A 25,788-nucleotide genomic window follows, 5' to 3' on the forward strand; every position below is an offset into this window, starting at 1 on the left:
TATTTGGGGCTTGCCCCACAACCAGGCCGAGAACAATAAAAACTGTCTCAAGACAGGTGCCTGAACTGGTTGGATCGATTGATCACTGCAACACAGCGACCAAAGCAATCCGTTTGCTCTTGGCTCCCGATTGGGAGGGTCACGAAGGGAAAACCTCGTGGCGCGGGCACTCAACAAAAACAAGAAGCCCGAAACCAATAATAAAAACAGAGCACGCAACTAATTCTGGGGGAGCTTCGGCTCCCCTTGTGGTTTCTGACATTTCCCCCTCCCTGAAGCCTACAAAGCTTGTCGCTTGCAGCTTGCAGCTCAAAACTGCTGCGTCCTACACCATCCCTCGACTAAATGCTAGAATCCCCGCCCATCATGCGGTCATTCTTCGTTTTTGGCCGAATATTCCTTCAAACAGTGCATCCCATGCTGAAGAAGCTGTTCCAGTCATTCCGTTCTCCCTTGCGTCGTACGCAACACATTCGCAGCACGCCTGAGGTGCTCAACAGCGGCCAGCACTCGCTGCAAAAGGCCCAGTTCAGCCGTTATGCGGTGAACATCGTCGAACGTTTGCAGAACGCCGGCTACCAGGCCTACCTGGTCGGTGGCTGCGTGCGCGACATGCTGCTCAACATCACCCCCAAGGATTTCGACGTCGCCACCAGCGCCACGCCGGAACAGATACGGGCGGAGTTTCGCAATGCGCGGATCATTGGCCGGCGCTTCAAGCTGGTCCATATCCACTTCGGCCGCGAGATCATCGAAGTGGCAACCTTCCGCGCCAATCATCCGCAAAACGATGAAGAGGAAGACAGCAACCAGTCTTCCCGCAACGAGAGCGGACGCATCCTGCGCGATAACGTCTACGGCACGTTGGAAGAAGACGCGCAACGCCGCGACTTCACCATCAACGCCCTGTATTACGATCCGGTCAGCGAACGCATCCTCGATTACGCCAACGGCGTCCACGACATTCGCAATCGTCTGATCCGCCTGATCGGCGATCCGAAGCAGCGCTATCAGGAAGACCCGGTGCGGATGCTGCGAGCCGTGCGCTTCGCCGCCAAGCTGGACTTCGGCATTGAAAAACACAGCGCCGTGCCGATTCGCGAACTGGCGCCCATGCTGCGGGAAATTCCCTCGGCGCGCCTGTTCGAGGAAGTGCTCAAACTGTTCCTGTCCGGCAACGCGGCAGACACCTTCGAGATGCTGGTGGACCTGCAGCTGTTCGATCCGCTGTTCCCCGCCAGCGCCGAGGCCCTGGAGCACAACCCGACCTATACCCACACCTTGATCAGTGAAGCACTGATCAACACCGACCTGCGCATCAAGCAGAACAAGCCGGTGACCCCGGCGTTCCTGTTCGCCGCCTTGCTCTGGCCTGCCCTGCCGGCCCGGGTGCTGCGCCTGCAAGACCGTGGCATGCCGCCGATCCCGGCGATGCAGGAAGCCGCCCACGAGCTGATCGCCGAACAGTGCCAGCGCATCGCCATTCCCAAACGCTTCACGATGCCGATCCGCGAGATCTGGGACATGCAGGAGCGCCTGCCACGGCGCAGCGGAAAACGTGCCGACCTGCTGCTGGACAACCCGCGTTTCCGCGCCGGCTACGACTTCCTGCTGCTGCGTGAAAGCGCGGGCGAGCAGACCGATGGCCTGGGCGAATGGTGGACCGATTACCAGGACGCCAACGACAGCGAGCGCCGCGATATGATTCGTGAGCTCAGCGGCAAGGATGACGGCGCCAGCGGCCCACGCAAGCGTCGCCGCAGCAGCGGTGCCAAGCGCAAGCGTGCCGGTGTACCGAGCGCATCGGGCGAGTAATCGATGGAACGCATCTACATCGGCATGGGCAGCAACCTGGCCGAACCCGCCGAACAATTGCGCAGTGCCGTCCAGGCGCTGGCGCAACTGCCCGATACCCAACTGGTGGGTGTCTCGGCGTTTTATCAAAGCGATTCCCTGCTCCCCGGTCAGCCGCGCTACACCAATGCGGTGGCGGCGCTGGACAGTCACCTGGCACCGCTGGACCTGCTCGATGCGCTGCAAGCCATCGAAACCGGACAAGGTCGCGAACGCCTCGAACGCTGGGGGCCGCGCACCCTGGACCTGGACATCCTGCTGTTCGGCGATCGCCTGATCGACGAGCCGCGCCTCAAGGTCCCCCACTACCACATGCAGGCCCGGGCCTTTGTCCTGTACCCACTGGCCGAACTGGCCCCCGCCGACCTGCGCCTGGCCGATGGACGCTTGCTCAAGGACCTGCTTGCCGCGTGCCCGTTTGCCGGCCTGGAACGCCTGCCCTCCCACTGACGAAGACCATCCCCTGTGGGAGCGAGCTTGCTCGCGATAGCGTCGGCACATCCAGCATCCGGGGTGACTGACACACCGCCATCGCGAGCAAGCTCGCTCCCACAGGTTTCGGGACCCGGCAGTCAGATCCGAAACACGCCTCCACGCTGAAACGCATCAGTAACCCCGGTAACACCCGCCGGTAACACATCCAATTGACTTCCCGATTGCTCCTCACGACTATAGGCGTCCCGCTGCCGCCAACGCGGCACTAAAGGGCGCAATCCAGGCCTTACAAGCACCACGCATAGAAGGTGCGCCTGTATAGATAACGAATCATGCGCGTTACTCGCAGTCATTCACGAGCGCCTAATGAGGACTTTTTCATGCCAGCTATTACCCTGACCACGCTGCAAGGTCTCAAGCAAAAAGGTGAGAAAATCACCATGCTGACCTGCTATGACGCAACCTTCGCCCATGCCTGCAACGAGGCCGGTGTCGAAGTGCTGCTGGTGGGCGATTCCCTCGGCATGGTGCTGCAAGGTCACGACAGCACGCTGCCGGTGACCACCGCCGAGATGGCCTACCATGTGGCCGCCGTCAAACGCGGTAACACCGATGCGCTGATCCTCGCCGACCTGCCGTTCATGGCCTACGCCACCCTCGAACAAACCATGGCCAACAGCGCCATGCTGATGCAGGCCGGTGCCCACATGATCAAGGTCGAAGGCGCGTTGTGGCTGGCCGATTCGATTCGGCTACTGGCCGAGCGGGGCATTCCGGTGTGCGCGCACCTGGGCCTGACCCCCCAAGCGGTGAATATCCTCGGTGGCTATAAGGTCCAGGGCCGCAATGAGAACCAGGCGCGGCAGATGCGTGCCGATGCGATTGCGCTGGAGCAGGCGGGCGCGGCGATGCTGCTGCTCGAATGCGTACCCAGCGAGCTGGCTGAAGAAATCACCCAGGCGGTGAAGATCCCGGTGATCGGGATCGGTGCCGGCAACGCCACCGATGGCCAGGTGCTGGTGCTCCACGACATGCTCGGGCTGTCGATCACCGGTCGCGTGCCCAAGTTCGTGAAGAACTTCATGGCCGGGCAAACCTCTATCCAGGGCGCGTTGAGTACCTACGTCGCTGAAGTCAAGGCCGCGACTTTCCCGGGCGCCGAACACGGATTTTCTGCATGAACACCGTCAAAACCGTACGCGAACTGCGCGCCGCCGTGGCCCGTGCCCGCGGCGAAGGCAAACGCATCGCTTTCGTGCCGACCATGGGCAACCTGCACAGCGGTCATGTGGCGCTGGTCACCAAGGCCGCACAACGGGCCGACTTCGTGGTGGCGAGCATTTTCGTCAATCCGCTGCAATTCGGCGCCGGCGAAGACCTGGACAAATACCCCCGCACCCTGGCAGCCGACCAGGAAAAACTGCTCCAGGCCGGCTGCCATCTGCTGTTCGCCCCCAGCGTCGAAGAAATGTACCCCGACGGCATGGCCGGACAGACCCGGGTCAGCGTCCCGCAATTGTCCGAAGGCTTGTGCGGCGCCAGCCGTCCGGGGCACTTCGAAGGCGTGGCGACGGTGGTCAGCAAGCTGTTCAACATGGTCCAGCCTGACCTGGCGGTGTTTGGCCAGAAAGACTTCCAGCAACTGGCGGTGATCCGGGCCCTGGTCCATGACTTGAACATGCCGATCCAGATCATCGGCGAGCCCACCGTCCGCGCCGAAGATGGCCTGGCGCTGTCGTCGCGCAATGGCTTCCTCAGCCCGGATCAACGTGCCGTCGCGCCCGTGGTCTATCGCGTCCTGAGCCAGATCGCCGAGTCAATCAAACAGGGCCAGCGGGATTTCCCGGCGCTGATCGGCGAACAGCTCAAGCAACTGGAAGCTGCCGGCCTGCGTCCCGATTACCTGGAAATCCGTCACGCCAAGACCCTGCGCCCGGCGTTGAGCGAGGACCGCGACCTGGTGATTCTGGTGGCCGCCTTCCTCGGCACCACGCGCCTGATCGACAACCTGCATCTGGACCTCGACACCCCCGCCTGAAACATCACAAAAACCCTGTGGGAGCGAGCTTTGCTCGCGATAGCGATGCATCAGTCGACATCGATGTCGGCTGACCTGACGCCATCGCGAGCAAGCTCGCTCCCACAGAGAGTCATCTGCGTTCCGTCTGTCGGCCCCTTCCCATCCCGTTGTATAAAAAAGTACCGGGAACCGGTCAGACAAAGTCAAGACAGATTGCAACGCGAGGTTTACTGTAGTCGCCCTGCGTCTGGCGATCATGTCGATGCAGTGTCCGGATGCCCACCTCGAGCCGCGCCGGAATTTTTAGTGTACAAAAGGTCGTTCAAGTAAAAAGGAAACCCGCAGCGATGGCGTATTACCGAACCCCTCATGACGTGACCGCTCTGCCAGCCTGGCAAGCGCTGAATGACCACCGCAAAGCCATGCAGGATTTCAGCATGCGCGAAGCGTTCAATGCCGATCCGCAGCGTTTCACTCAATTCACCCTGTCGAGCTGTGGCCTGTTTCTCGACTACTCGAAAAACCTGATCAACGCCCAGACCCGCGACCTGCTGGTGGGCCTGGCCAACGAAGTCGATCTCAAGGGCGCGATCAAGTCGCTGTTCGAGGGCGAAATCGTCAACGCCTCGGAAAACCGCCCGGCCCTGCACACCGCCCTGCGTCGGCCGGTGGGGGACAAATTGCTGGTCAACGGCGTCAACGTGATGCCAGACGTGCATAAAGTGCTGAACCAGATCACTGACCTGGTCGGCCGCATTCACGACGGCCTGTGGCGCGGCTACACCGAGAAGCCCATCACCGACGTGGTGAACATCGGCATCGGTGGCTCTTTCCTCGGCCCGGAACTGGTGTCCGAAGCGCTGTTGTCCTACGCGCAAAAAGGCGTTCGCTGCCACTACCTGGCGAACATCGACGGCAGCGAGTTCCATGAACTGACCATGAAGCTGCGCGCCGAGACCACGCTGTTCATCGTCTCGTCGAAATCCTTCAACACCCTAGAAACCCTGAAGAACGCCCAGGCCGCCCGCGCCTGGTACCTGGCCCAGGGTGGCTCCGAAGCGGAGCTGTATCGCCACTTCATCGCCGTGTCGAGCAACAATGCCGCCGCCGTGGCCTTCGGCATCCGTGAAGAGAACATCTTCCCGATGTGGGACTGGGTCGGCGGGCGTTACTCGCTGTGGTCGGCCATCGGCCTGCCGATCGCCCTGGCCATCGGCATGTCGAACTTCAAGGAGTTGCTCTCCGGCGCCTACTCCATGGACCAGCATTTCCAGAGCGCTCCGTTCGAGCAGAACATGCCGGTGCTGCTGGCGCTGCTGGGCGTGTGGTACGGCAACTTCTGGGGTGCGCAGAGCCATGCGATCCTGCCGTACGACCACTACCTGCGTAACATCACCAAGCATTTGCAGCAATTGGACATGGAATCCAACGGCAAGAGCGTGCGCCAGGACGGTACCCCGGTGTCGACCGACACAGGCCCGGTGATCTGGGGCGGCGTCGGCTGCAACGGCCAGCACGCCTACCACCAGTTGCTGCACCAGGGCACCCAGTTGATCCCGGCCGACTTCATCGTGCCAATCGTCAGCTTCAACCCGGTTTCCGACCATCACCAGTGGCTGTACGCCAACTGCCTGTCCCAGAGCCAGGCGCTGATGCTGGGCAAGACCCGCGCCGAGGCCGAAGCCGAGCTGCGGGACAAGGGCGCCAGCGAAGAAGAGGTGCAGAAACTGGCGTCCCACAAGGTGATCCCGGGCAACCGTCCGAGCAACACCCTGGTGGTCGAACGCATCAGCCCACGGCGCCTCGGCGCACTGGTGGCGTTGTATGAGCACAAAGTGTTCGTGCAGAGCGTGGTCTGGGGCATCAACGCCTTCGACCAATGGGGCGTGGAGCTGGGCAAGGAACTGGGCAAGGGCGTCTACAACCGCCTGGTGGGCAGCGAAGAGAACCCGGCCGAAGATGCCTCGACCCAGGGCCTGATCAACTACTTCCGCGGGCGTCACCGCGGCTGATCTTGGGGTTGCACTGCCCTTGTGGGAGCGGGCTTGCTCGCGAAGACGGTGTGTCAGTTGCCATTAATGTATCTGACACACCGCTTTCGCGAGCAAGCCCGCTCCCACAATGACTCCATGTACAACTTGAACTCGATATTCCCAGGGCGCATCTTTATGACTTGTCGCAAAACAAGAATAAGGAACCGTCATGTTCGATATCAGCCAGTACCCCCACGCCGATGCCGTCCGCCGGGCTGCGCAACTGAGTCAGGACGAGTACAAGCGGCTCTACAAAGAATCCATCGAACACCCCAGCGCCTTCTGGGCCGAGCAAGCCACACGCTTTCTCGACTGGATGACGCCCTGGCAAACCGTCCAGCGCTATGACCTCAAGAACGGCGACGCGACCTGGTTCGCCGGCGGCAAGCTGAACGTCAGCGCCAATTGCATCGACCGTCACCTGGACACCCGTGGCGAACAGGTCGCGATCATCTGGGAAGGCGACGACACCGCCGAATCGGCGCAAATCACCTACAAGAAACTGCACAACCATGTGTGCCGCCTGGCCAACGTGCTGAAAAGCCGCGGCGTGAAGAAAGGCGACCGGGTCTGCATCTACATGCCGATGATCCCCGAGGCCGCCTACGCCATGCTCGCCTGCACCCGCATCGGCGCGGTGCATTCGGTGGTGTTCGGCGGTTTCTCGCCGGACTCCCTGCGCGACCGGATTCTCGATGCCGATTGCCGCACCGTGATCACGGCTGACGAAGGCGTACGTGGCGGGCGCTTCATACAGCTCAAGCGCAACGTCGACAAGGCCCTGGAAAGCTGCCCGAACGTCAGCACCGTGCTGGTGGTCGAGCGCACCCAGGGTGAGGTGGGCTGGGTTGAAGGCCGGGACCTCTGGTATCACCGGGCCATGCACGACATGAGCGACGACTGTCCACCCGAACCGATGGACGCCGAAGACCCGCTGTTCATCCTCTACACCTCAGGCAGTACCGGCAAACCCAAGGGCGTGTTGCACACCACGGGCGGCTACCTGCTGCAAGCGGCGATGACGTTCAAGTACGTGCTGGACTATCGCGACAACGAAGTGTTCTGGTGCACCGCCGACGTCGGTTGGGTCACCGGCCATAGCTACATCGTCTACGGCCCGCTGGCCAACGGCGCCACCACGCTGATCTTCGAGGGCGTGCCGAGCCACCCCAGCAGTTCGCGCTTCTGGCAGGTGATCGACAAGCATCGGGTCAACATCTTCTACACCGCACCGACCGCCCTGCGCGCGTTGATGCGCGAAGGGGCCGGACCGTTGCAGGAAACGTCCCGCAAAAGCCTGCGATTGCTCGGCAGCGTCGGTGAGCCGATCAACCCGGAGGCGTGGGAATGGTATTTCAACGTGGTAGGCGAACAGCGCTGCCCGATTGTCGATACCTGGTGGCAAACCGAAACCGGCGGCATCATGCTCAGCCCGTTGGTCAGCGCCCCACGGCTCAAACCGGGCTGCGCCACCCGGCCGATGTTCGGTGTACAACCGGTCTTGCTGGATGAGGTGGGCAAGGAAATCAGCGGTGCCGGCAGCGGTGTACTGGCGATCAAATCCAGTTGGCCTGGGCAGATTCGCAGTGTCTATGGCGACCACCAACGCATGGTGGACACGTACTTCAAGCCCTACCCCGGCTATTACTTCACCGGCGACGGCGCGCGCCGCGACGAAGACGGCGATTACTGGATCACCGGGCGCATCGACGACGTGATCAACGTCTCCGGGCATCGCATCGGCACCGCCGAGGTGGAAAGCGCCCTGGTGCTGCACGACAACATTGCCGAAGCCGCCGTTGTCGGCTATCCCCACGACCTCAAGGGCCAGGGTATCTATGCCTTTGTCACGCCGATGAACGGTGTGGAGGCCAATGACGAGCTGAAGAAGGAATTGCTGGCCCACGTCAGCAAGGAAATCGGCAGCTTCGCCAAGCCGGAACTGATCCAGTGGGCGCCAGCGCTGCCCAAGACCCGTTCGGGCAAGATCATGCGGCGCATCCTGCGCAAGATCGCCTGCAACGAACTCGACAGCCTCGGCGACACCTCGACCCTGGCCGATCCGAGCGTGGTGGAGGGGCTGATCGACAAGCGTCTGAATCGCTGAGCCAGACGACTTGGTTCCTCAGGGGCACCGTTCCTCTGTGACAAGAGCCTTTATCTGTGGCGAGGGGATTTACCTGTGGCAAGGGGACTTGTCTGTGGCAAGGGGATTTGTCTGTGGCGAGGGGATTTATCTGTGGCGAGGGGATTTATCCCCGTTGGGCTGCGCAGCAGCCCCCCCCACAACAAGCAAGGTCTGGCTGACACTCCGAGTAGCCAGATCTTGGGGCTGCTGCGCAGCCCAGCGGGGATAAATCCCCTCGCCACAGGTCGGTGCCGGGTTTGCATAACTGCTAAACTCCCGCGCCTCATTTCTCTAAGGCGCGCCCGGCATGTCTTCCTTGAATCAGGCGCTGCGCGCCGCCCTCGACCAGCGTCAGGAGCTGCTCGGCCAACTGCACCCGCAAGGCACCGACTGCTATCGCCTGTTCCACGGCAGCCAGGAAGGCGCGCCCGGCCTGACCGTCGACCGCTACGGCCCGCAACTGCTGGTGCAGAGCTTCCATCAGTCGCTGGAGCGGGACGACCTGCTGCAACTGCACGGCCTCGTCAACGAACGGCTGGGCCTGGAAACCCTGTTGGTCTACAACGACCGCGCCCGGGGCAATTCGCGCGTCGACCGCCAGGACACGGTCTATCAGGCTGACGAAGCCGCCCTGCAAGACCTGGTCGGGCATGAGTGGGGCTTGAATTATCGCGTTCGCGGCCGCCATGCCGGGCAGGATCCACTGCTGTTTCTCGACCTGCGCAACGCCCGGGGCTGGGTCCAGGCACACAGCCGCGGCAAAAGCGTGTTGAACCTGTTCGCCTATACCTGCGGCGTCGGCCTGAGCGCAGCGGCCGGTGGCGCGCGGGAAGTGTGCAACCTGGATTTCGCCGAAGGCAACCTGGCGGTGGGTCGCGAAAATGGCCTGCTCAACCCCGACTTGCCGCCGATGGCGTTCGTGCAGTCGGATTACTTCCCGGCGATTCGCCAACTGGCCGGCCTGCCCATCAGCCAGCGCCGTGGGCAAAAACTGCCCAGCTACGTGCGCCTGGAACAACGCCAGTACGACCTGGTGCTGCTCGATCCACCGGCCTGGGCCAAAAGTGCGTTCGGCACCGTCGACCTGTTGCGCGACTACCAAAGCCTGCTGAAGCCGGCATTGCTCACCACCGCCGAAAACGGCGTACTGATCTGCTGCAACAACCTGGCAAAAGTGTCCATGGACGACTGGCGCGACCAGGTGTTGCGTTGCGCGGAAAAAGCCGGTCGCCCGGTGCGCGAGTGGAGCGTGCTGACGCCCGGCAGCGATTTCCCCTCCCTGGACCAGCAACCGCCGCTCAAGACCCTGGTCCTCCAGCTCTAAGCCAGGCTCAGAATTCTCACGCAAAAAACGGACAAATCTGTTAAATCACAGTGGCTTCGGAACCGTAAACGCATGCCATACTCCAAGGCACTCCGAATTCACACTAGATGAAGCCGCACATGCCCAAAGGATTGATTCGCGCTTTCGGCGCCCTGTTGACCGCACTGGCCCTCTACAGCCTGTTGGGTTTTCTGATTTTGCCAGGCATCGCCTTGCGTATCGCCAACCAGCAATTGGCCGCCCATGCGACAGTGCCGGCGCAGATCCAGCGTGTGGAACTCAATCCCTTCAGCCTTGAAGTGACCCTCTGGGGCCTGAATATCGGCGAGCCAGGCAAGGAGCAGGTCGGCTTCGAACGGCTGTACGCCAATTTGCAACTCGACAGCTTGTGGTCCGGCGCCCTGCACCTGGTCGACATCGAGATGGACAAACCCAAGACCGAAGTGGTGTTCGCCAAGGACGGTCAGCTGAACCTGCTGGGCCTGTTCAAGCTGCCGGCCAGCGAACCGACGCCCGCCGATCCCGAGGCCAAGCCGTTTCCCCTACGGGTCGATCGAATCAAGTTGACCGGCGGCTACGTGCATTTCCAGGACCTGCGTCCCAGTGAGCCCATCGAGTTTCTCTACGACACCCTCGATTTCGAGCTGAAGAATCTCAGCACCCTGCCCGACGACAATGCCGACATGACCCTGGTGGCCGCCGGCCCCGAAGGCGGGCAGATCGACTGGACCGGTAATTTCAGCCTCACACCGATTGCCTCCCAAGGTACGCTCAAAGTCACTGGCGGCCAGATGAAAGCCTGGTGGCCCTATGTGCGCGACGCCGTACCGCTGGTGCTGGAAAACGGTGTCTTGAACCTCAGTACCGACTACAAGCTCAACCTGGCCAAGGGCACCGAACTGCTGCTCAACAACGTCGCGGTCAGCGTCGCGCCCTTTGCCATCAAGGCCCCCGATGGCCGCCCACTGGTGAAACTCGAACGCCTGGACGTGAGCGAAACCACGGTGGACCTGGCCAAGCAGCAAGTGGTGGTCGGCAAGATCCGCAGCCAGAAGCTGGAAATCTGGGCCGCTCGCGAGGCGGACGGGCAACTGGACTGGCAGAAGCTCTTCGCCAGCCAACCAGCCAAACCGCAGGTCAAGGCGGAACCGGCATCCGCCCCGGCGGCGGCCGACTCGCCAAAACCTGAACCGACACCGCCCGGCAAACCGTGGCAAGTGATGTTGAAGGACGTGCAACTGCGCGATTACCAGGTGCACCTGGCCGATCGCCAGGCGCAGCCCGCCGTGGCCCTGGAGGTCGGCCCGCTGAACCTCGACCTGCAGAACTACGACACCCTCAACGGCTCGCCCTTTACCCTCAAGCTGGACACCGGGCTGGGCAAGCAGGGCAAGATCCTGGCCGATGGCGAGGTCAACCTGAACCCGATCAGCGCCAGGCTCAAGGTCAAGACCCAGGACATCGACCTGCGCGTCGCCCAGTCCTACATCAACCCGTTCATTCGCCTGGAGCTGCGCTCCGGGATGCTCGGCAGCGACCTGGCGGTCGACCTCAAGAGCACCGAGCCGCTGGCATTCGCCGTCACCGGCCGCGCCCAGGTCGAGCAGTTGCACACCCTCGACACCCTCAAGACCCGCGACTTCCTCAAGTGGCAGCGTCTGGTGCTCGAAGGCCTCAATTATCAGCACGGCGACAGCCTGTCCATCGACAAGGTCAACCTGTTCCAGCCTTACGCGCGCTTCATGATCAACGACGACCGCACCACCAACGTCGATGACCTGCTGATCCCGCAACCGGCCGACAGCGGTACAAAGAGCACCGCGGCAAAACCGAAGTCCCAGGAAAAACCGCTGGGCATCCACATCGGCGGCATCGCCATCAACGACGGTTCGGCCAACTTCGCCGACTTCAGCCTGACGCCCAATTTCGCCACGGCCATCCAACAGCTCAATGGCCAGATCGGCACCATCGACAGCCGCCAGGCCCAACCGGCCAGCGTGGACGTCAAGGGCAAGGTCGACCGTTACGCGCCGGTCACCATCAAAGGGGCGGTAAACCCCTTCGATCCGATGGCCAGCCTCGACATCGCCACCAGTTTCAAACGGGTCGAGCTGACGACCCTGACGCCCTACTCCGGTAAATTCGCCGGCTACCGCATCCGCAAGGGCCGGCTCAATCTCGACCTGCATTACCGAATCACCAAGGGCCAGCTCCAGGCGGAGAACAAGGTGGTGGTCGAACAATTGCAGTTGGGGGAAAAAGTCGACAGCCCGGACGCCGTGAGCCTGCCGCTGAAGCTGGCCATCGCGTTGCTCAAGGACTCCGAGGGCAAGATTTCCATCGAACTGCCAGTCAGCGGCAACCTCAACGACCCGCAGTTCAGTGTCATGCCGATCGTCTGGCAGACCCTGCGCAACCTGGTGGTCCGCGCGGCCCAGGCGCCATTCAAGCTCATCGGCGGGCTGGTGGCCGGGGGCGGCTCGGAAGACCTGGGCAGCGTGGCGTTTGCACCGGGCTCCAGCGACCTGAGCAAGGACAACGAAAGCACGCTGCTCAAACTCTCCGAAGCCCTGGGCAAACGACCGGAGCTGCGCCTGGAGATCGAAGGCACCGCCGCCGAAAGCAGCGACGGTCCATTGCTCGCCGCCCAGCGCCTGGAACGCGAATACCAGTACAACTACTACAAGATGCTGCAACGTCGGGGCGACAAAGTACCGGCCCAGGCCTCGCTGATACAGGTGCCCGAGGATGAAAAGCCCCCTCTGCTGGAAGGCATCTACCGCACGCGCCTCAAGACTCAGCCGCCTGCCGAATGGGCGCAACTGGATAAAAAGGCGCGCATCGAGAAACTGCGCGAAAGCGTGATCAAGTTCTGGAGCGGCAGCGACGTGCTGTTGCGTCAACTGGGGCAGGAACGGGCCAGCAGCATCAAGGACTTCCTGGTGGACAAAGGCCAATTGGCCGACGACCGCGTGTATTTCATCGACGCCAGCCTCGGCCAGGCCGAAAGCGATGGCCGGGTGATTACCCCGATGCATCTGGATGCCGAATAAGATGAAAACCTGGTACGGGCTCAGCCTGGGTATATTGCTCATCGCCGGCCAGGCCTCGGCTGCTGACACGCTGCGCTGCGGCAGCCAGTTGATCAGCGTCGGTGACCGCTCCAGCGAAGTGCTGCAAAAGTGCGGACAGCCTGTGGCGCGGGATGACCTGGGCTATAAACGCAGTGTCAATCGCCGGGAAGAATATCCGGTGGAGGAATGGACCTACGGGCCCAACAGCGGCATGTATCAGTACCTGCGCTTCGAGGGGAATCGGCTGGTGCAGATTACCAGCAAGCGGGGGCGCTGAATGTGCCGCCGCCATCGCGAGCAAGCTCGCTCCCACATTTGACCGCATTCCTTCTGGCAGAACTCGATCCCTGTGGAACAGCTTGATCACTTTTTCTGAAGGAACTCGATCCTTGTGGGAGCGAGCTTGCTCGCGATAAGGGCAACTCGATTTCCCCGGCCAGACCGCACATTTTTTCTCCCCAGAATAGAACAGGCCCCCGGCACGAATGCCGGGGGCCTGTAATGGCCACGTCCCTGTGGCCTTCGCATGAACTCCAAAGCAGCGGCAAGCGTATGACTCAGCCCGCTTGCCGCGCCCTCTCCCAGTCCAGGCGAGAAGTCTTGGCCTTACTCGGCTTTCAGGCCGTCAGCCGATACGGCCTTGACGCCTTTGATTTTCTTGGCAATTGCCATGGCGGTTTCCTTCTGCTGTTCGGTCACGGCAACAGTGGAAGACAGGGACACAACGCCTTTGTTGGTTTCGACTTTGATGTCAGTACCTGGAATGCCTTTTTCGGTGACCAGGTCAGCTTTGACCTTGGTGGTGATCCAGGTATCGGAGGTGGCTTCCTTGGCCTCTGTCACTTCGCCTGCGGCCAGCATCATAGGAGCCTGAGTTGCTTGAGTGGTCTCGGCGAATGCGCTAGCCATGGTCAGGGTCAGTGCGGTAGCAGCGGCGGCAGTGATAGCGAACTTCTTCATACGAGTAACTCCTGTTTTTCTCAGAAACTGCCGGAGTTGCATCCCGGCAGGGTTATCAGGAGTAGTGCGAAGGCTGTGCCACTTTTGAAACATTCATAAAACCCTTAAAAATCAGCATGTTAAGCGGAGCGGCAAATTTCACATTCATGCAAAATGCATGACCTGGCGACTTTCTACATGCAAGTTGCGGGTTTCGCTCAGCTGCTAAGCACCTGAATTGCCGAACATTTCCAACGCGCATAAAAAAGCCCCGGTGTTTAAGCGGGGCCGAGTCAACCGGGATGGGGTTATGGATTCGCAGCGCCGGTACAGCCAGTCGGCAAGAACTCCTGGGCAGCAGTAGAAGCACAGGTCCAGACACCTGCAGCCGAACGCGAGAGTGTAATCGTCCTCCCCTGGACGAGAGCAGGCGAATTCAGGAGAGCACAAGCAATCGTGCCCGCTCCGGCCGCCGCCGTGCCTGTAATGGTGATTGTGCAGTTACTGGTAGGTGAGGTGATGCCCATGTTGGCGATCGTAGGGTCAACCCCTCGATTCATATTGTCCTCGTACGGCACCTTGAAGGCCGTGATTTCGGCCAACCCGGCCGTGGCCTTCGCCCGCGCCTGATACCTGGAATATTGCGGCAACGCAAAGGTCGCCAGAATGCCGATGATCGCCACGACAATCAGCAGCTCGATCAGCGTAAAGCCCTTTTGCTTACTCATAGACATCTCCCATGCATGAGTCGAAATCTCATGACCTGAAATGGCCGTTGCAGGGCACATGCCAACCCTGAAGCGCCATCAATAAAGGGGTTGCCCCCCCACAACGGCGACGTCCTACCTCAACAACCGCACTATCTGACGTTTTTTGTCACCCTGGCTCGCTGGTTTGGCGTCGATGCTTGACTAGGCTATAAGTCATGAACTGTCCGCCGCCGGAATCCCCATGAATGACATCGCCCTCAGCGGCCTGACCAAACAATTGGTACTGGCTGAACTGCTCACCGAGCAAAGTGCGCAGCAGGCGTACCAACAGGCCCAGCGCAGTCGTATGCCCCTGGTCAGTTATCTGGTGCAAAACAAACTGGTGCAGAGCCAGCGGGTTGCCGAAATTGCCTCGGAGCATTTCGGCGTAGCCCTGCTGGACCTCAACAGCCTGGACAAGGACACCCAGCCCACCGGGCTGGTCAGCGAAAAACTGGTGCGCCAGCATCACGCCCTGCCGCTGTGGCGACGAGGCAACAAGTTGTTCGTGGGCATCTCCGACCCCACCAATCACCAAGCCATCAATGACATTCAATTCAGTACCGGCCTGACCACCGAAGCCATCCTGGTGGAGGACGACAAGCTCAGCGATGCCATCGAAAAATTCTTCGAGTCCAGTAGCACGGGCCTGGAAGGCATGGGCGATGTCGACCTGGACGGTCTGGACATCGAATCGATCGACGATTCCAAGCAGGACGCCATCGGCAGCCAGGACACCGACGACGCGCCCGTGGTGCGTTTCGTCAACAAGATGCTGCTGGACGCGATCAAGGGCGGCTCTTCCGATCTGCACTTCGAGCCTTACGAAAAAATCTACCGGGTGCGGGTGCGCACCGACGGCATGCTGCGGGAAGTGGCCCGACCGCCGATCCAACTGGCGACCCGTATCGCCGCCCGCCTGAAAGTCATGGCCAGCCTCGATATTTCCGAACGGCGCAAACCCCAGGACGGCCGGCTGAAAATGCGCCTGTCGAAAACCAAGTCCATCGACTTCCGGGTCAACACCCTGCCGACGCTCTGGGGCGAAAAAGTGGTGATCCGGATCCTCGACCCCTCCAGTGCGCAAATGGGCATCGATGCCCTGGGCTACGAGCCGGATCAGAAAGACCTGTACATGGCCGCCCTCAAGCAACCGCAAGGGCTGATCCTGGTCACCGGCCCGACCGGCTCGGGCAAGACCGTGTCGCTGTACACCGGGCTGAATATCCTCAACACCGTGGACATCAATATTTCCACCGCCGAAGACCCGGTGGAGATCAACATGGAAGGCATCAACCAGGTCAACGTGAACCCGCGCCAAGGGCTGGACTTCGCCCAGGCCCTGCGCTCGTTCCTGCGCCAGGACCCGGACGTGATCATGGTCGGCGAGATCCGCGACCTGGAAACCGCCGAAATCGCCATCAAGGCCGCCCAGACCGGGCACCTGGTGCTCTCCACATTGCACACCAACAGCGCCGCCGAGACCCTGATTCGCTTGCAGAACATGGGCATTCCGGGGTTCAACATCGCCACCGCCGTGCACCTGATCATCGCCCAACGGCTGGCGCGCAAGCTCTGCGCCCACTGCAAGAAAGCCATCGAGATTCCCGAGGAAACCCTGCTCAAGGAAGGTTTCCCCCGGGAACGCATCGGCACATTCACGATCTATGAGCCGGTCGGTTGCCAACAATGCAGCCACGGTTACAAAGGGCGCGTAGGGGTTTACGAAGTGGTCAAGAACACCCCCGAGCTGCAACGGTTGATCATGGCTGAGGGCAACTCGCTGGAAATCGATCTGCAAATGCGCAAGGACGGCTTCAATGACCTGCGCACATCGGGACTGCTCAAAGTGATGCAGGGCGTCACCAGCCTCGAGGAAATCAACCGGGTCACCAAGGATTGAGCATGGCGGTCAAGGCAGTAAAAACCGACGTCTATACGTGGGAAGGCAAAGACCGCAAAGGCGCGAAAATGACCGGCGAGCTGACGGGACAGAGCCCGGCCCTGGTCAAGGCACAGCTGCGCAAACAAGGCATCAACCCGGAGAAGGTGCGCAAGAAATCCACCTCGATATTCAGCAAGGGCAAGCGCATCAAGCCGCTGGATATCGCCCTCTTCACCCGCCAGATGGCAACGATGCTCAAGGCTGGCGTGCCGCTGTTGCAGGCGTTCGACATTATCGGCGAAGGCTTCGACAACGCCAACATGCGCAAGCTGGTGGACCAGGTTAAGCAGGAAGTCGCCGCCGGCAACAGCTTCGCCGCCTCGCTGCGCAAATGCCCGCAGTATTTCGACGACTTGTACTGCAACCTGGTGGACGCTGGCGAACAGGCCGGTGCGTTGGACACCCTGCTGGACCGGGTCGCGACCTACAAGGAAAAGAGCGAAGCGCTCAAGGCCAAGATCAAGAAAGCCATGACCTACCCGACGGCGGTGATACTCGTCGCTGCGGTGGTCACCGGCATCCTGCTGGTCAAGGTGGTGCCGCAGTTCGAATCGGTCTTCTCCGGGTTCGGGGCGCAGCTGCCGGCGTTCACGGTGATGGTCATCGGCCTGTCGGAATTCATGCAGCAATGGTGGTGGATGCTGCTTGGCGGTTTGGTGGGAGCCTTTTTCGGGGTGAAATATGCCCTCAAGCGCTCCCAGGCGTTTCGTGACTGGCGAGACAAGTGGCTGCTCAAGCTCCCCTTGATCGGCACCTTGATGTACAAGTCCGCGGTGGCGCGCTTTGCCCGCACGCTCTCGACCACGTTCGCCGCCGGCGTGCCGCTGGTCGAAGCCCTCGATTCAGTATCGGGCGCCACCGGCAACGTGGTATTCAAGCGCGCCGTGCAGCGCATCCGCCAGGACGTCTCCACCGGCATGCAGTTGAATTTTTCCATGCGCGCGTCAGGGATCTTTCCGAACCTGGCCATCCAGATGACCGCCATCGGCGAGGAATCCGGCGCGCTGGACGACATGCTCGACAAAGTGGCGAGTTTTTATGAGGCCGAAGTGGACAATCTGGTGGACAACCTCACCAGCCTGATGGAACCCTTCATCATGGTGGTCCTGGGGGTCGTCGTGGGTGGCCTGGTGGTTGCCATGTACCTGCCCATCTTTCAACTCGGCTCTGCGATCTGACATGCCCCTGAGCGAATTTTTCGTGCTGTATCCCGTGGCTTTCGTGCTCGTTGCGGCATTGCTCGGCCTGATCGTCGGCAGCTTCCTCAACGTGCTGGTGTGGCGCCTGCCGAAGATGCTCAACCGCGAATGGCGCCTGCAAGCCCACGACCTGCTGGGCCTGCCGGCCGAGACCCCGGGCCCGGTCTACAACCTCATGCTGCCCCATTCCCAATGCCCGCACTGTGGCCATCGCATCCGCGCCTGGGAGAACGTTCCGCTGTTGAGCTACCTGATGCTGCGCGGCCGCTGTTCGAGCTGCGCCGCGCCCATCGGCAAGCGTTATCCCTTGACCGAAGTGGCCTGCGGCGCGCTGTCGGCGTTCGTCGCCTGGCATTTCGGCTTTGGCTGGCACGCCGCGATGGTGATGGTGTTGACCTGGGGCCTGCTGGCCATGAGCCTGATCGACGCCGAGCATCAACTGCTGCCCGATACCTTGGTGTTGCCATTGTTGTGGCTGGGCTTGATCGTCAACAGCTTCGGGCTGTTCGTTTCCCTGGACCAGGCGATGTGGGGCGCGGTGGCCGGCTACCTGGCGCTGTGGTCGGTGTTCTGGGTGTTCAAGCTGATCACCGGCAAGGAAGGCATGGGCTACGGGGATTTCAAGCTGCTGGCGATGCTGGGCGCCTGGGGCGGCTGGCAGGTCCTGCCGCTGACGTTGCTGTTGTCGTCGCTGGTGGGCGCCGTTATCGGTGTCATTGTACTGCGCTTGCGTGATGCGCCCGGGTCGACACAGATTCCTTTCGGACCTTATCTGGCCATTGCCGGCTGGATTGCCTTGCTCTGGGGTGGTCAAATAACCGACTTCTATTGGCAGTCTGTCGGTTTCTAATGAATACCCCTCTGGAAAAACCCTGGATTCTCGGCCTGACCGGTGGCATTGGCAGCGGCAAAAGCGCGGCGGCCCAGCATTTCATCGATCTGGGTGTGCACGTCATCGACGCCGATCATGCGGCACGCTGGGTGGTCGAACCCGGGCGCCCGGCGCTGGCGAAAATCGCCGAGCACTTCGGCCCTGGCGTATTGCAGGCCGACGGCACCCTGGACCGGGCGGCGCTGCGCAAGCTGATTTTCGAACATGCCGATGAACGCCGCTGGCTCGAAGCGCTGCTGCATCCGCTGATCGCCGAGGAAATCGCCCATCACCTGGCTCAGGCACAATCGCCCTACGCGATCCTGGTGTCGCCGCTGCTGATCGAGTCAGGTCAGTACGCCATGACCCAGCGTATCCTGGTGATCGATGCGCCGGAACAACTGCAGATCGAACGTACGCTGCAGCGCGACCAGACCAGCGAACAGCAGGTCCAGGCGATCCTCAACGCCCAGTCCAGCCGCCAGGATCGCCTGAGCCATGCCGACGACGTGGTGGTCAATGATCGCGACCTCGCCTGGCTGCACAGCGAGGTCGAGCGCCTGCATCACTTTTACCTTACTTTGCGTGGAGGCCACTCATGAGCCAAACCCCAACCGTTGATTGCCCAACCTGTGGCGCCCCTGTGGAATGGAGCCCGCAGAGCACATTCCGGCCGTTCTGTTCCGATCGCTGCAAACTGATCGACCTCGGCGCCTGGGCGTCGGAAGAACACAAGATCCCGGTCAGCCCCGACGCCGAGGATGAGCTGTTCAGCGAAGATTTCGAGCCCCGGCATTAAGGCAGTGTCGCTCACTCAGGAAAGGTCTGAGTCATTGTGGCGAGGGGATTTATCCCCGCTGGGCTGCACAGCAGCCCCAAAAAGCTGAATGCAGTGAATCTGAAACACCACAGTGTCAGGTTTCAGGGCTGCTACGCAGCCCAGCGGGGATAAATCCCCTCGCCACAGAGTCATCGTTTTCTTGGGTGTACGGCATTCGCCATTAAGGCCGCATGAAACCGTAGTCCTGTTCGTCGTCGAGGTTTTCCGCCAGGAAACTCAACTCGTCGGCCAGGTCTTCAGCGCTGCGCACTGTCTTGCTCTGCTGCACGATCGCACTGAGCAAGGCACGCAGGCTCAAGCCCGGGTCGAAACCGATCTCCATGGCGGCATCGTGGCTACGCCTGATCTCTTGCCTGGCCCACTCATAAACACTCATGGTTGTACTCCTGGAAGTTTTCCAGAGCATGCAGGGCGTGCGCAGGGGCAGCCTTGACGTGAATCAAGGCTTGTCATCATCGTTCCACGGTGCCGACAGGTAGCGCGTGCGGTTGAAGGTCTCCAGCCATTCCGGGCTGAACACCACCAACGCACTGATCACCATGCCGTTGATGAAAGCTTCGGGAAAAATGATCAACCAGAGGTAGCCGATGAAATCCTCCAGCCAGTAAGGCATGGCGAATACACCGTCGTACCACAGCAGACCAAGCCCCAGCAGCAGGCACGCCAACGCCGAAAGCGCGGCGGCGAGAAACCCCGAACAGAAGATGTACACGAACAGATTGCGCGGTTGGGCGCGCTCCACCAGGATCGCGCAACATTCGGTGATCATTACCGGCAGCAGGATCAGCAGCACGCCGTTGACCCCGACCGCCGCCATGTCCTGACGCCCCAGCAGCACCAGCGCAAGCTGCGCGCACAGGCCACCCAGGATCGCCAACGGCCAGTCCAGCAGCAGCGTCACGGCGGTCATGCCGATAAAGTGATACGAGACGCCCGTATCGAAATCCCGTCGCACCAGCCACAGCATGAACAGCGCCAGCACCGTGCCGAACAGCAGATGCTGGCGACGGTTGTCCGTGAACAGCTCGACCCACGGTGCCCGCGCCACAGCCCAGGCCAACACCGGCACATAAACCAGCCAACCGACCGCCAGGGTTTGCGGTGATAGCAGTTCAGCACCGATCATGGACTACTCCTTTCGCTTGCCCTTGTCTCAAACAGGGGTTACTTCAAACCAGCAGTCTACACCCCCACCCATAACGTCCATTAATCCACGCAATGCTTTCAGCTTGTCGCAATTGAACGCTAAGCTTGGGCTCATGGATGATTCCGATTATTTACGCCTGCTGACCATCGCGGCCGAGCAAGCCAACGCCTTTCTCTCCAATGCCCGCAAATGGGAGCGTGAGCGTTGGGTCTGCCAGCGTCTGCTGCAAGGGCTGAACGTGCCTTATCGCGCCGACGAGTTCGCCCCGGCCGGCGAACCACCGGACGTATTGTTTCGCGATGCCAATTTCGAGGTGTTTTTCGTGCTCGACGAGGGCCGCCGCCTCAATGACGAATGGCGCGATGAACTGCAACGTCGCCGCAGCGCCTTTTCCCTGAGCCAACTGGTGCGTCGCGAGGCCAAGCCCCGGCGAATCCCGGCCAATGAATTCCTGATGCGCCTGGCCCCGACCCTGCGCAAGAAAGCCCACAACTACACCGAACGCGGCATGGACCTGGGCGACCTGGACATCATCGCCTTCGCCAGCCTCAAGCGCGAAGTGTTGGACCTCAACAGTCACTTTCCACCGCCGACCGAATACCTGCGCCAGGGCTGGCGCTCGCTGTCGCTGGTGGGGCCGACGTTTGCCCGGGTGCTGTTCGCCCACCCCGACGCACCGGACTTTTTGCGAGGCAACCTGGGGCGCAGCATCGTGTTCGATGTCGGGATCAGCCTGTGAGCCCATTACAGGAACTGATCGCCGCCGTGCCGCAGCAGGGCCGCGTACGCTGGATTGGCGTGCGCCCCCAGGGGCACGCGCCGATGATCGAACTGGACGCCGTGGAGGCCCGCCTCGAAGCCGGACTGACCGGCGATCATGCCCGCCCCGGTGTGCGCAATGCGCGACAAGTAACGCTGATCCAATGGGAGCACCTGGCCGTGATCGGCTCACTGATGGGCCGCCCCGAGGACCAGCCAGTGCTGCCACAGGAGTTGCGCCGCAATATTGTGGTCAGCGGCATCAATCTGTTCAGCCTCAAGGGCCGGCGCTTTCGCATCGGCCAAGCCATCTTTGAAAGCACCGGCTGGTGCCAGCCCTGTGCCCGATTGGAGCGAAACCTCGGCGAAGGCACATTCCAGGCCGTACGCGGCCATGGCGGAATCACCGCCCGGGTGTTAAAAAGTGGAATCATTCGCCTGGACGACAGCCTGAGCGTCGAGCCTGTGCCGGCGAGCGGCTACGCTGCTTTCAATGCCGGCTAGCCGGACGCTGTAACGTCTTCACCTTTCGCAACGTCTACCTGACGAGGCCTTTATGACCAGCCGCCTGAACCCAGATGACCAGAAGCATGTCGAAGAGTACCTGCAACTGTCCCAGCACCGAGTCGAGCGCCGGCCTTTCCGGCCGTGGATGCTCCTGGTGGTGGTACTGGCCATCACGATTGGCCTGGGCCTGTTGAGCCGACTGATCAGTTACCTGACGCTATGAGCCGCTTGGCGCTCGCTCGGGTAACGGCACCGAATTCCTTTAGCCTTGCGAGATATCCCCATGACTCATCGTATTGTCATCGTTGGCGGCGGCGCCGGCGGTCTGGAGTTGGCTACCCGTCTGGGTAAGACTCTGGGCAAGCGTGGCACGGCCAGTGTGATGCTGGTCGACGCGAACCTGACCCACATCTGGAAACCCCTGCTGCATGAAGTGGCTGCCGGTTCCCTGAACTCTTCGGAAGACGAACTCAACTACGTCGCCCAGGCAAAATGGAACCATTTCGAGTTCCAGCTTGGGCGCATGAGTGGCCTGGACCGGGAGCGCAAGAGAATCCAGCTGGCCGCCACCTATGACGAGGCGGGCGTCGAGCTGTTGCCGGCTCGGGAATTGGGCTACGACAGCCTGGTGATTGCCGTCGGCAGCACCACCAATGACTTCGGTACCGAAGGCGCGGCGCAGCACTGCCTGTTCCTCGACACCCGCAAGCAGGCCGAGCGCTTCCATCAGCAATTGCTCCACCACTATCTGCGTGCCCACGCTGGACAGACCGATGTTGTCCAGCGCATCAGCGTCGCCATCGTCGGCGCCGGCGCGACCGGTGTCGAACTGGCGGCCGAGCTGCATAATGCCGCTCACGAACTGCACGCCTATGGCCTGGACCGGATCAAACCGGAGAACATGCACATCACCCTGATCGAGGCCGGTCCACGGGTCTTGCCAGCGCTGCCGGAGCGTATCGGCGCACCGGTGCACAAGACCCTGGAGAAACTCGGGGTCAACGTCATGACCAACGCCTCCGTCAGCCAGGTGACCGCCGACAGCCTGATTACCGCGGATGGCCAAGTGATCGACGCGAGCCTGAAAGTCTGGGCCGCCGGGATTCGCGCCCCGGACTTCCTCAAGGACATCGACGGACTGGAGACCAACCGGATCAACCAGCTGCACGTGCTGCCGACGCTACAGACCACCCGCGACGAGAACATCTTCGCCTTCGGCGATTGCGCCGCCTGCCCGCAACCCGGCAGTGATCGCAATGTTCCGCCCCGCGCCCAGGCCGCGCATCAGCAGGCCTCGCTGCTGGCCAAATCCCTGAAGCTGCGGATCGAAGGCAAGGCCCTGCCCGACTACAAATACACCGACTACGGCTCGCTGATTTCGCTGTCACGGTTCTCGGCGGTGGGCAACCTGATGGGCAACCTGACCGGCAGCGTAATGCTCGAAGGCTGGCTGGCGCGGATGTTCTATATCTCGTTATACCGCATGCACCAGATGGCGCTGTACGGGATGTTCCGCACGGCCATGCTGATGCTGGGCAGCAAGATCGGGCGTGGGACCGAGCCACGGCTGAAGTTGCACTGAGACCTTACTGACGATCGTTCCCACGCTCTGCGTGGGAATGCAGCCCGGGACGCTCCGCGTCCTTTGTGACGCAGAGCGTCACTGGATTCACTCCCACGCAGAGCGTGGGAGCGATCATCCCTTCAATAATCAAACCTGAAACCGTTGCACCATCGTGCGCAGCGAATTCGCCAGTTGCGACAACTCATGGCTGGAGGCACTGGTCTGGCCCGCGCCGGAGGCCGAGCGCACCGACAAATCACGAATGTTCACCAGGTTGCGATCCACTTCGCGGGCCACTTGCGCCTGTTCTTCGGCGGCGCTGGCGATGACCAGGTTGCGTTCGTGGATTTCACTGACCGAGGTCGTGATGGTCTGCAGCGCGTCCCCTGCCCGCTCCGCCATGGCGAAGGTGCTGGCGGCGCGACTGGAACTGGCCTGCATGGAATTGAGTGCCTGGGTGGCACCGCTGCGCATGCCCTGGACCATTTGCTCGATCTCCTGGGTCGATTGCTGCGTGCGATAAGCCAGCGCCCGGACTTCGTCCGCCACCACCGCAAACCCACGCCCGCTCTCACCCGCCCGGGCCGCTTCAATGGCGGCGTTGAGGGCCAGCAGGTTGGTCTGCTCGGCGATGGCGCGGATCACGTCCAGCACCTTGCCGATATCCTGCGATTGGTTGGCCAACGATTGCACCAGCCCCCCCGTCACCTGCACATCGCTGGCAAGGGCACCGATGGCATCGACTGTGTCGCTGACCCGCTGCTGCCCCAGGGACGCCGATTCACTGGACTGACGCGTGGCATCGGAGGTGGAAACCGCATTGCGCGCGACCTCTTCCACGGCCGTGGTCATTTCAGTGACCGCCGTGGCAGCTTGTTCAATTTCGTTATTCTGTTGTTGCAGGCTGTGGGTACTGTCGAGCGTGACGGCGTTCAGCTCATCAGCGGCGGTGGCCAGCTGTGCAGCCGAGCCGCTGATGCCCTGCAGGGTTTCCCGCAGGTTCTGCTGCATGGTCGCCAGCGCCTTGAGCAAACGGCTCACTTCGTCGTTGCCATGGGTCTCGATGGGTCGGGTCAGGTCGCCTCGGGCCACGTTCTCAGCGGCATTCAGCGCCTCGCCCAAGGGTTTGACGATGCTGCGGGTGAGCAGCATCGCCAGAACGACCGTGGCCAGGGCCGCGAGCACCACGAACAGACTGACGATCATCCGGGAATTGGCGTAGTGCTCCTGGGATTTCTGGCTTTCGATGGACACCTGCTTGGAGAACAACTCCGCCAGATCGTTGAGCTGCTTACCGGAACCATCCACCACGGTCTTCATGTCCACCAGCAACAGCTTGATCAGCTCGTCCCGGCGCCCCTGCTCCGCCAGGGTGAAGGATTGGGCGATGCCCGTGCGGTAAGCGGCGAAGGTCTGCTTGAACTGGTCATAGAGGGCCTTGCCTTCAGGCGTGACGACGAGTTTTTCGTAGGCAGCGATTTTTTCGCCCAGTTCTTTGTCACGGGTGTCCATTTGTCCGCGGTACACCGGAATATTCTTCGGGTCCTGGTCCAGGGCCATGCGCAGGGAAATCGTGCGAATACGCAGCATCCACTCACGAATTTCATCACCTCCACGGATGCTGGGCAGCCATTGGGTTTCCACGGCGACTTCACTGTCACGGATGCTCGACATCTGCCCCAGCGCGAATACCCCGAGCAACGCCACCAGCACGGCGATCAAGGCAAAACCCAACGCGGCACGCGGGGCGATATTCAACTGACGAAGAACCATAAAGGCTGCCTTTTTTATTGTTGGCCTGAGGTGGGGCCACGCCCCTGTCGCTGGGTTATCGGCAGGTCGTACGATGACTTAAGTCAGTCCACTTTATTGCAGGCAAAAAAAATCCCCGTATCTTTCGATACGAGGATTTTCAATATGGTCGGGGTAAGGGGATTCGAACTCCTGACATCCTGCTCCCAAAGCAGGCGCGCTACCGGACTGCGCTATACCCCGGTAAAAAAAAGGCGACCTTCGCAAGTCGCCTTCTCGATCAGCGCTTTTGGCCTCTGATCTTAAGATTCGATTCCAGCGAACTGGTTTCAAAAATGGTGGGTCGTGTGGGATTCGAACCTACGACCAATTGGTTAAAAGCCAACTGCTCTACCAACTGAGCTAACGACCCAAATATGGTCGGGGTAAGGGGATTCGAACTCCTGACATCCTGCTCCCAAAGCAGGCGCGCTACCGGACTGCGCTATACCCCGATTGAAATGGCTCCGTGACCAGGACTCGAACCTGGGACCCAATGATTAACAGTCATTTGCTCTACCGACTGAGCTATCACGGAACTGATATTTCAAGCTACAACGTTGAAGCTAGCTTCAACCTCTTCTACCCTTACGCATCGCTGCGTTCGT

At 61.2% G+C, this 25,788-nt stretch carries 23 protein-coding genes and 4 tRNA genes; 18 read left to right on the forward strand and 9 right to left on the reverse strand.

Going from position 1 to position 25,788, the window contains the following annotated elements; translation table 11 throughout:
* Positions 1-417: 417 nt before the first annotated feature.
* From BLP82_RS20585 to BLP82_RS20625, 9 genes are all read left to right on the forward strand, one after another.
* Complete coding sequence (locus tag BLP82_RS20585) at positions 418-1,815, forward strand: polynucleotide adenylyltransferase PcnB (RefSeq protein WP_170842351.1); 1,398 nt, start codon at positions 418-420, stop codon at positions 1,813-1,815.
* A gap of 3 nt (positions 1,816-1,818) precedes the next feature.
* A complete protein-coding gene (gene folK / locus BLP82_RS20590) occupies positions 1,819-2,304 on the forward strand; it encodes a 2-amino-4-hydroxy-6-hydroxymethyldihydropteridine diphosphokinase (protein WP_092172365.1) in 486 nt (161 codons plus the stop codon).
* Positions 2,305-2,669: 365 nt separating this feature from the next.
* Positions 2,670-3,470, forward strand: a complete 801-nt coding sequence (panB, locus tag BLP82_RS20595; protein ID WP_092172368.1) for a 3-methyl-2-oxobutanoate hydroxymethyltransferase — start codon at positions 2,670-2,672, stop codon at positions 3,468-3,470.
* Complete coding sequence (gene panC, locus BLP82_RS20600; protein ID WP_060740586.1) at positions 3,467-4,327, forward strand: pantoate--beta-alanine ligase; 861 nt, start codon at positions 3,467-3,469, stop codon at positions 4,325-4,327. The genes panB and panC overlap by 4 nt, the downstream gene beginning before the upstream one ends.
* Positions 4,328-4,656: 329 nt before the next feature.
* Positions 4,657-6,321 carry a glucose-6-phosphate isomerase gene (gene pgi / locus BLP82_RS20605; protein WP_060740585.1) on the forward strand — a complete coding sequence of 555 codons (1,665 nt, stop codon included), beginning with the start codon at positions 4,657-4,659 and terminating at the stop codon, positions 6,319-6,321.
* Between the two features lie 190 nt (positions 6,322-6,511).
* Positions 6,512-8,449, forward strand: a complete 1,938-nt coding sequence (gene acs, locus BLP82_RS20610; protein WP_092172371.1) for an acetate--CoA ligase — start codon at positions 6,512-6,514, stop codon at positions 8,447-8,449.
* Positions 8,450-8,777: 328 nt separating this feature from the next.
* On the forward strand, positions 8,778-9,794 hold the full coding sequence (locus BLP82_RS20615; protein WP_092172374.1) for a class I SAM-dependent rRNA methyltransferase: 1,017 nt from the start codon (positions 8,778-8,780) through the stop codon (positions 9,792-9,794).
* A gap of 119 nt (positions 9,795-9,913) precedes the next feature.
* Complete coding sequence (locus BLP82_RS20620) at positions 9,914-12,847, forward strand: DUF748 domain-containing protein (RefSeq protein ID WP_170842352.1); 2,934 nt, start codon at positions 9,914-9,916, stop codon at positions 12,845-12,847.
* Position 12,848: 1 nt separating this feature from the next.
* A complete protein-coding gene (locus BLP82_RS20625; protein WP_092172380.1) occupies positions 12,849-13,145 on the forward strand; it encodes a DUF2845 domain-containing protein in 297 nt (98 codons plus the stop codon).
* A 329-nt stretch (positions 13,146-13,474) separates the two neighbouring features.
* Here the strand turns inward: BLP82_RS20625 and BLP82_RS20630 are convergent, their stop codons facing one another.
* The gene (locus tag BLP82_RS20630; protein WP_092172383.1) at positions 13,475-13,828 is read right to left on the reverse strand and encodes a BON domain-containing protein; all 354 of its coding nucleotides are present in this window, start codon (positions 13,826-13,828) and stop codon (positions 13,475-13,477) included.
* Positions 13,829-14,115: 287 nt separating this feature from the next.
* Positions 14,116-14,535, reverse strand: coding sequence for a pilin (locus BLP82_RS20635; RefSeq protein WP_092172386.1), 420 nt, complete (start codon positions 14,533-14,535; stop codon positions 14,116-14,118).
* Between the two features lie 223 nt (positions 14,536-14,758).
* On the opposite strand from BLP82_RS20635, the gene pilB reads away from it, so the two are divergent.
* Genes pilB through yacG form a run of 5 tightly spaced genes read left to right on the forward strand, consistent with a single transcriptional unit; the run spans position 14,759 to position 19,370 of the window.
* The gene (gene pilB, locus BLP82_RS20640) at positions 14,759-16,459 is read left to right on the forward strand and encodes a type IV-A pilus assembly ATPase PilB (protein WP_092172389.1); all 1,701 of its coding nucleotides are present in this window, start codon (positions 14,759-14,761) and stop codon (positions 16,457-16,459) included.
* A 2-nt stretch (positions 16,460-16,461) separates the two neighbouring features.
* A complete protein-coding gene (locus BLP82_RS20645; RefSeq protein WP_092172392.1) occupies positions 16,462-17,679 on the forward strand; it encodes a type II secretion system F family protein in 1,218 nt (405 codons plus the stop codon).
* A gap of 1 nt (position 17,680) precedes the next feature.
* Positions 17,681-18,550 (forward strand): prepilin peptidase, encoded by an 870-nt coding sequence (locus BLP82_RS20650; protein WP_092172395.1) that lies wholly within the window; start codon positions 17,681-17,683, stop codon positions 18,548-18,550.
* Positions 18,550-19,173: a dephospho-CoA kinase gene (gene coaE / locus BLP82_RS20655; protein WP_092172398.1), complete on the forward strand. Its 624-nt coding sequence runs from the start codon at positions 18,550-18,552 to the stop codon at positions 19,171-19,173. Before BLP82_RS20650 ends, coaE begins: the two co-directional genes overlap by 1 nt.
* Positions 19,170-19,370: a DNA gyrase inhibitor YacG gene (yacG, locus tag BLP82_RS20660; protein WP_046065035.1), complete on the forward strand. Its 201-nt coding sequence runs from the start codon at positions 19,170-19,172 to the stop codon at positions 19,368-19,370. Before coaE ends, yacG begins: the two co-directional genes overlap by 4 nt.
* 202 nt (positions 19,371-19,572) lie before the next feature.
* On the opposite strand, the gene BLP82_RS20665 is transcribed toward yacG, so the two are convergent.
* Both BLP82_RS20665 and BLP82_RS20670 read right to left on the reverse strand, forming a co-directional pair.
* Positions 19,573-19,788, reverse strand: coding sequence for a hypothetical protein (locus BLP82_RS20665; protein ID WP_053125334.1), 216 nt, complete (start codon positions 19,786-19,788; stop codon positions 19,573-19,575).
* 63 nt (positions 19,789-19,851) lie between these two features.
* Entirely contained in the window at positions 19,852-20,538 is a 687-nt protein-coding gene (locus BLP82_RS20670; RefSeq protein WP_092172401.1) for an energy-coupling factor ABC transporter permease, read from the reverse strand.
* 133 nt (positions 20,539-20,671) lie between these two features.
* On the opposite strand from BLP82_RS20670, the gene BLP82_RS20675 reads away from it, so the two are divergent.
* Genes BLP82_RS20675 through BLP82_RS20690 form a run of 4 tightly spaced genes read left to right on the forward strand, consistent with a single transcriptional unit; the run spans position 20,672 to position 23,407 of the window.
* A complete protein-coding gene (locus tag BLP82_RS20675; RefSeq protein ID WP_025215531.1) occupies positions 20,672-21,298 on the forward strand; it encodes a DUF1780 domain-containing protein in 627 nt (208 codons plus the stop codon).
* Entirely contained in the window at positions 21,295-21,822 is a 528-nt protein-coding gene (locus BLP82_RS20680) for an MOSC domain-containing protein (RefSeq protein WP_092172404.1), read from the forward strand. Before BLP82_RS20675 ends, BLP82_RS20680 begins: the two co-directional genes overlap by 4 nt.
* Positions 21,823-21,874: 52 nt before the next feature.
* Positions 21,875-22,048 carry a DUF3094 family protein gene (locus BLP82_RS20685; RefSeq protein WP_039593877.1) on the forward strand — a complete coding sequence of 58 codons (174 nt, stop codon included), beginning with the start codon at positions 21,875-21,877 and terminating at the stop codon, positions 22,046-22,048.
* Between the two features lie 60 nt (positions 22,049-22,108).
* Positions 22,109-23,407 carry an NAD(P)/FAD-dependent oxidoreductase gene (locus BLP82_RS20690; protein ID WP_092172407.1) on the forward strand — a complete coding sequence of 433 codons (1,299 nt, stop codon included), beginning with the start codon at positions 22,109-22,111 and terminating at the stop codon, positions 23,405-23,407.
* Positions 23,408-23,536: 129 nt separating this feature from the next.
* Here the strand turns inward: BLP82_RS20690 and BLP82_RS20695 are convergent, their stop codons facing one another.
* From BLP82_RS20695 to BLP82_RS20715, 5 genes are all read right to left on the reverse strand, one after another.
* A complete protein-coding gene (locus tag BLP82_RS20695; protein ID WP_092172410.1) occupies positions 23,537-25,162 on the reverse strand; it encodes a methyl-accepting chemotaxis protein in 1,626 nt (541 codons plus the stop codon).
* 145 nt (positions 25,163-25,307) lie between these two features.
* Positions 25,308-25,384, reverse strand: a tRNA-Pro gene (locus tag BLP82_RS20700).
* Between the two features lie 93 nt (positions 25,385-25,477).
* Positions 25,478-25,553 (reverse strand) — tRNA-Lys (locus BLP82_RS20705).
* 5 nt (positions 25,554-25,558) lie between these two features.
* Positions 25,559-25,635 (reverse strand) — tRNA-Pro (locus BLP82_RS20710).
* A 7-nt stretch (positions 25,636-25,642) separates the two neighbouring features.
* Positions 25,643-25,718 (reverse strand) — tRNA-Asn (locus BLP82_RS20715).
* Positions 25,719-25,788: the final 70 nt, after the last annotated feature.

The sequence above is a fragment of the Pseudomonas sp. NFACC37-1 genome (genome assembly GCF_900101575.1).
Lineage (GTDB): Bacteria > Pseudomonadota > Gammaproteobacteria > Pseudomonadales > Pseudomonadaceae > Aquipseudomonas > Aquipseudomonas fluorescens_AA.

What these genes read in the sequence shown, in the direction of transcription:
- BLP82_RS20665 (WP_053125334.1), bottom strand. Translation starts at nt 19,788, where the DNA reads ATGAGTGTTTATGAGTGGGCCAGGCAAGAGATCAGGCGTAGCCACGAT.
- yacG (WP_046065035.1), top strand. Translation starts at nt 19,170, where the DNA reads ATGAGCCAAACCCCAACCGTTGATTGCCCAACCTGTGGCGCCCCTGTG.
- BLP82_RS20670 (WP_092172401.1), bottom strand. Translation starts at nt 20,538, where the DNA reads ATGATCGGTGCTGAACTGCTATCACCGCAAACCCTGGCGGTCGGTTGG.
- BLP82_RS20630 (WP_092172383.1), bottom strand. Translation starts at nt 13,828, where the DNA reads ATGAAGAAGTTCGCTATCACTGCCGCCGCTGCTACCGCACTGACCCTG.
- BLP82_RS20695 (WP_092172410.1), bottom strand. Translation starts at nt 25,162, where the DNA reads ATGGTTCTTCGTCAGTTGAATATCGCCCCGCGTGCCGCGTTGGGTTTT.
- panC (WP_060740586.1), top strand. Translation starts at nt 3,467, where the DNA reads ATGAACACCGTCAAAACCGTACGCGAACTGCGCGCCGCCGTGGCCCGT.
- BLP82_RS20645 (WP_092172392.1), top strand. Translation starts at nt 16,462, where the DNA reads ATGGCGGTCAAGGCAGTAAAAACCGACGTCTATACGTGGGAAGGCAAA.
- BLP82_RS20615 (WP_092172374.1), top strand. Translation starts at nt 8,778, where the DNA reads ATGTCTTCCTTGAATCAGGCGCTGCGCGCCGCCCTCGACCAGCGTCAG.
- acs (WP_092172371.1), top strand. Translation starts at nt 6,512, where the DNA reads ATGTTCGATATCAGCCAGTACCCCCACGCCGATGCCGTCCGCCGGGCT.
- BLP82_RS20635 (WP_092172386.1), bottom strand. Translation starts at nt 14,535, where the DNA reads ATGAGTAAGCAAAAGGGCTTTACGCTGATCGAGCTGCTGATTGTCGTG.
- BLP82_RS20650 (WP_092172395.1), top strand. Translation starts at nt 17,681, where the DNA reads ATGCCCCTGAGCGAATTTTTCGTGCTGTATCCCGTGGCTTTCGTGCTC.
- folK (WP_092172365.1), top strand. Translation starts at nt 1,819, where the DNA reads ATGGAACGCATCTACATCGGCATGGGCAGCAACCTGGCCGAACCCGCC.
- BLP82_RS20620 (WP_170842352.1), top strand. Translation starts at nt 9,914, where the DNA reads ATGCCCAAAGGATTGATTCGCGCTTTCGGCGCCCTGTTGACCGCACTG.
- pilB (WP_092172389.1), top strand. Translation starts at nt 14,759, where the DNA reads ATGAATGACATCGCCCTCAGCGGCCTGACCAAACAATTGGTACTGGCT.
- pgi (WP_060740585.1), top strand. Translation starts at nt 4,657, where the DNA reads ATGGCGTATTACCGAACCCCTCATGACGTGACCGCTCTGCCAGCCTGG.
- BLP82_RS20685 (WP_039593877.1), top strand. Translation starts at nt 21,875, where the DNA reads ATGACCAGCCGCCTGAACCCAGATGACCAGAAGCATGTCGAAGAGTAC.
- BLP82_RS20625 (WP_092172380.1), top strand. Translation starts at nt 12,849, where the DNA reads ATGAAAACCTGGTACGGGCTCAGCCTGGGTATATTGCTCATCGCCGGC.
- BLP82_RS20690 (WP_092172407.1), top strand. Translation starts at nt 22,109, where the DNA reads ATGACTCATCGTATTGTCATCGTTGGCGGCGGCGCCGGCGGTCTGGAG.
- coaE (WP_092172398.1), top strand. Translation starts at nt 18,550, where the DNA reads ATGAATACCCCTCTGGAAAAACCCTGGATTCTCGGCCTGACCGGTGGC.
- BLP82_RS20585 (WP_170842351.1), top strand. Translation starts at nt 418, where the DNA reads ATGCTGAAGAAGCTGTTCCAGTCATTCCGTTCTCCCTTGCGTCGTACG.
- panB (WP_092172368.1), top strand. Translation starts at nt 2,670, where the DNA reads ATGCCAGCTATTACCCTGACCACGCTGCAAGGTCTCAAGCAAAAAGGT.
- BLP82_RS20675 (WP_025215531.1), top strand. Translation starts at nt 20,672, where the DNA reads ATGGATGATTCCGATTATTTACGCCTGCTGACCATCGCGGCCGAGCAA.